This is a genomic window from Psychrobacter sp. UBA6739, from assembly GCF_002453835.1.
In the GTDB taxonomy this organism is placed as follows: Bacteria; Pseudomonadota; Gammaproteobacteria; order Pseudomonadales; family Moraxellaceae; genus Psychrobacter; species Psychrobacter immobilis_A.
Genome location: NZ_DKHR01000028.1, coordinates 83965 through 88084, shown reverse-complemented (window position 1 = coordinate 88084; position 4120 = coordinate 83965). Strand labels below are relative to the sequence as shown.

Sequence of the window (4120 nt, the reverse complement as noted above, 5' to 3'; positions counted from 1 at the left end):
AGCTTTTCAGAAAAATCAATGGTCATCAGCGGCGCTTCGTCTTGTTCCGCGTCACGTAACAATAAGCGACCATCTTCTGCCTCTACCAACTCAAGGGTAGTCTCTTTGGCAAATCCTGCAAATTGATCCGTACTTTCGTTATCTACTTCTATATCATTATCGATATCGTATGGCATGAATTGGTTCCTCATTGTCCCGTCTAATACTTGCAAGAAAAATCGCGCGTCGCAACATTATTGTTTTACAGTAATACGGGTAAAACTATCTTAGTCATACAATGGACGCTTTGGTCTTGAAATTCAAGGCTTGTCACATAAGTCTTATACATATAGGCTTTTTGGGTGTGCTATCACTGATAGTATTAGCGCCAGTAGCGTAATTTTGCCACAGTAAATAAGAAGGCAACAAACATACCGAGATAATACATGAGCTTTAACTCTAATGTCGGATCTCGATATTTAAACGGTAAGGCTACAGTGGCGGTGGCGGTCGGAAATATCAACAGCATAAGCAGCCAGTTTTCGATGACATTGAGCCAACCTTGTAAATCAGTACCGTTACGCAATGATGCTAGCCCTAGCAGCAAACAGGCGATAATTAAGCTGGTGAATAAGCCATTGGGTAGATCTTTTGGATAGATGATATTGGCAATCTTGGTCGGTATGATTCTCATGTAAAATTCCAGTCACGCTTGTAGCGCGTGACTTAATAATTAAAAATTGTGTAAAAACAGCCTATCATAAATACTGCAGTGCACTCTTTACCAAACAGCTTTATCTCTGCTCATAAGACTCTAACTGTAAGTACCCATTAACCAAAGCATCGATATACAAGAGGTTAAATAACCCAAGCTAATGGCATTCCAGCTCTCTATATGCATGCCTTTAACTTTGTTAAGTATCTTCGAACCTAGCCAAAAAAACAGGGGAATGCCCAACATAAATGCAGGCACAATGACCGCAGCATGACGTAATACTTCACCAGTATCATCACCGACCATTAGGCGAAAGCCGTAACCCGCCAGACTTAGAACCAAGGCAAATACAGCCAAGCCAATAGTAATACCCTTTGGCACCAAGCTGCGTTGCTGTGTCTCATTCTGAATTGGCTGCTCAGTGCTTTGCTCTGACTCAGGTGATTCTGACGAATTGATTGAGTTTTTTGTGTCCATATTTCACCTTTACGTAACTTGCCGTTATGCATCGTTATCCGTTATACAGCACATTTTGCTACTATTCTTTTATGACGAAAATGACTGATCAACGTATTTACCAATCACATAAGACTGAGGTTATTCGTTACCATTAGCCAAAGCCAGCTCAGCACGCATAGCATCAATAGCCACTTTATAGTCATCTTGGCTAAAGATCGCCGACCCTGCCACAAACATATCAGCACCCGCTTCGGCAATGGCTCGGATATTACTGGCTTTGATACCGCCATCTACTTCTAATCTGATATCACGACCACTGGTGATGATGCGCTGACGGACTTGGCGCACTTTTTCTAACGTCCCTTCAATAAATGACTGACCGCCAAAACCTGGGTTGACGCTCATCAATAAAATTTGATCTACCTTGTCCATCACATAGTCTAAATAATGTAATGGCGTTGCGGGATTCAATACTAAACCACATTCAGCACCGCCATCTTTGATCAGCTGTAAAGAGCGATCAATATGCCCACTGGCTTCTGGATGAAAAGTGATAACACTCGCACCTGCTTCCAAAAACTGCTCAATCATGCCGTCAACTGGTGAGACCATCAAATGCACATCGATTGGTGCATCAATCCCATAATCACGCAGCGCCTTACAAATCATACTACCAAAGGTGAGATTGGGTACATAATGGTTATCCATTACATCAAAATGAATCACATCAGCACCTGATTCCAACACCCTTTCAACTTCTTCACCTAGACGTGCAAAATCAGCTGAGAGTATTGATGGAGCGATAAGATAAGGTTTAGAAGGAATAATCATAGTTAAGCTACCTGATTCTGTTGAAATAAAATACGAATAAAATAAAAAGAAACTAAGGACTGGCTTAAAAAACTGAGCCTTTAAAGCAATAATATTAAGAACTCAAACCACTAGCGCTGCTTATACTGGGTTTTGCAATAAGCACGACCGACCTCGAAGCCTCGCTTAGCTTGATGTTTGGTCGCGCGATTACTGACACGCTGACGCCATAAGCGAAAAGATGACGGCTTTAGCGTTTGGCGCATCAGCTTAATCACGCCTGCTTCATTGAGACCATAGCTATGCTCTATCGCCGCAAACGGTGTTCTGTCCTCCCACGCCATTTCTATTACTCGTGAGACTTGCGCGTCATCTAGCACTTTATCACCCGACTCATTGACTACAGTTGCGATAAGCTCATCTGAACGTGTCTGTCTGTCATTTGATTCAGTACTAATATCAGCATGCTGATTATTTTTTAGAGCCGCGGTCATATCTGCTTGCATGGTCGCAAGCGATGACTGAACGGTTTGCTGCTTACAAGCCAAACCATCGACTACTAATGCTGTCAGATTATTTGCCATAAAACCTTACCTTTAAAGATGCTTAACCAACTTCTATTTTACATTAATCTATTTTATATCAATAAGTACGCTTGACTAAATAATCAGCGTAACTGTCTGTCAATTTATCGATCAGATCATCATTCTAATACTGGACTTAGCTCATTTGCGCCATACGCCAGTGATGTTCAATATGATCGTTAATCACCGTTTGAATAAAATAGTAGCTATGATCGTGACCTGCCTGATAACGCAAGGTTAAGGGCTGATTGGCTTTGTCACAAGCGCGTTGTAATTGGGTGGTTTGCAGTTGACCCTCTGCTAAAAAATTATCAGCCGCGCCTTGATCCACCAAGATACTTGCATACTGCTGCCCCGATTTTTCAATCATCTGCGCAGCATCTGCCTGCGCCCATCGTGATTTATCATCGCCGAAGTATTCTGTATAAGCAGCTTGCCCCCATGCCGACTCACTGGCCGCGCACACAGGCGATAAAGCTGAGACACTCACAAACTTGCCTGGAAACTTAAAGCCTAATAGTAATGCTCCGTGACCGCCCATCGAATGCCCTGTCACGCCGATACTATCAATAGGAAATTCTGAGCGTAACAAGTCATATAACTCGTCAACGATGTAGCTTTGCATATTAAAGTTGTCTGACCAAGGTGCTTGCGTCGCATCGACGTAATAGCTGGCACCCTGACCGACAAAATAGCGGTCGTCGTTTGGCACATCGCTGTCATCACTACTTCGAGGTGATGTATCAGGCGCGATAAATATCATGCCAAGCTCGCTACATTTTTGCTGAAAATGCGCTTTGTGGGTGACATTATCAGCATTGCAAGTGAGACCTGATAAATATAGAATCGCAGGACAACGGCGACCAGCAAGCGCTTCATCTGGCAGATAAATGCTAAAGGTCATCGGCGTTTTGGTCGATGATGATTGATGGCTATAGTAATGCTGCTCACCATCGAAACAGCGGTTGACGCTGATCTGCGTGATTTTTGAGTTGGTAGATAGACTGTGTTTATAAGAGTTGTTCATAAGCGACATCCTTTTTATCCAAAGTAAAGTACACGATGACTTATAAAAAGCGTTGGTGAAGTAATACTAGTACTTATCCAAACTCACTTAGTACTCAATCATTATACCATTCACAAGAATTAAAGTAGTAAGGAAAGCGAGTGTCAGTATTACAGATTCTAGACTGAACGAGCTTAATACGGCTCATCGTAATTTTTGGGTTGTGGGTTTTGGGTTTACTGTTAGTTGTTAATTGGCAGTGATCGCAGTATTAGCCACTGGCTGACCAGAGGCACTATCCTCTACGATATTAATGGCGATAGAATCACTGTCATTAATAATGCTGGCAACTGGTGGTCGGGTTTTATCAAACAATACTTGTTCGAACGCTGGCAAAGCAGTCTCCATCAGGCTACCAATCACCATCTGCGGCTCTGATGGTTCAAAACCCATCGCACTTTCACGCTCATTCACACGCAAACGGGCATCTTTAAAGGCAGATTCAAAACTGGTATTGCCACGCAGGCTTTCAGCAAAAAACGCTTGCCCAAAATAGGTCATCTCAGC

Annotated in this window: 5 protein-coding genes and 1 pseudogene; all 6 read right to left on the bottom strand. The window is 42.7% G+C overall.

The window, feature by feature from the left end; all coding sequences use genetic code 11:
* Nucleotides 1–361: 361 nt before the first annotated feature.
* The gene (locus B2575_RS07045) at nucleotides 362–673 is read right to left on the bottom strand and encodes a hypothetical protein (protein ID WP_045444243.1); all 312 of its coding nucleotides are present in this window, start codon (nucleotides 671–673) and stop codon (nucleotides 362–364) included.
* Between the two features lie 120 nt (nucleotides 674–793).
* Nucleotides 794–1171, bottom strand: coding sequence for a hypothetical protein (locus B2575_RS07040; RefSeq protein WP_227676610.1), 378 nt, complete (start codon nucleotides 1169–1171; stop codon nucleotides 794–796).
* Between the two features lie 120 nt (nucleotides 1172–1291).
* On the bottom strand, nucleotides 1292–1984 hold the full coding sequence (rpe, locus tag B2575_RS07035; RefSeq protein ID WP_060491744.1) for a ribulose-phosphate 3-epimerase: 693 nt from the start codon (nucleotides 1982–1984) through the stop codon (nucleotides 1292–1294).
* Between the two features lie 110 nt (nucleotides 1985–2094).
* Entirely contained in the window at nucleotides 2095–2376 is a 282-nt protein-coding gene (locus B2575_RS07030; RefSeq protein WP_349681513.1) for a TIGR03643 family protein, read from the bottom strand.
* 307 nt (nucleotides 2377–2683) lie between these two features.
* The gene (fghA, locus tag B2575_RS07025) at nucleotides 2684–3574 is read right to left on the bottom strand and encodes an S-formylglutathione hydrolase (RefSeq protein WP_296240790.1); all 891 of its coding nucleotides are present in this window, start codon (nucleotides 3572–3574) and stop codon (nucleotides 2684–2686) included.
* Nucleotides 3575–3802: 228 nt separating this feature from the next.
* Nucleotides 3803–4120 (bottom strand): annotated as a pseudogene (locus B2575_RS07020) (peptidase C13 family protein); the annotation flags it as partial.